Origin of the sequence: Pauljensenia sp. UMB3104, from assembly GCF_030217285.1 — a bacterium.
GTDB lineage: Bacteria > Actinomycetota > Actinomycetes > Actinomycetales > Actinomycetaceae > Pauljensenia.
This window is the reverse complement of record NZ_JASONN010000597.1, coordinates 1-236: the sequence shown is the minus strand read 5'-3', so window position 1 is coordinate 236 and position 236 is coordinate 1. Positions and strand designations below refer to the sequence as shown.

Sequence of the window (236 nt, the reverse complement as noted above, 5' to 3'; positions counted from 1 at the left end):
CCAGGGCTGGCCTGAAGGATCCGAAGCGTCCTGGCGGCTCGTTCATCTTTGCTGGCCCTACCGGCGTCGGCAAGACCGAGCTGGCAAAGGCTCTGGCCGAATTCCTGTTCGGCGACGAGGACGCCCTGATCCAACTGGATATGTCCGAGTTCGGTGAGAAGCACACCTCCTCCCGCCTGTTCGGTGCCCCTCCGGGATACGTCGGCTTTGACGAGGGCGGTGAGCTAACCGAGAAG

Annotated in this window: 1 protein-coding gene; it reads left to right on the top strand. The window is 63.1% G+C overall.

The window, feature by feature from the left end; all coding sequences use genetic code 11:
- A partial coding sequence (locus QP415_RS12925; protein WP_285100342.1) for an AAA family ATPase occupies window positions 1–236 on the top strand: 236 nt, incomplete at both ends.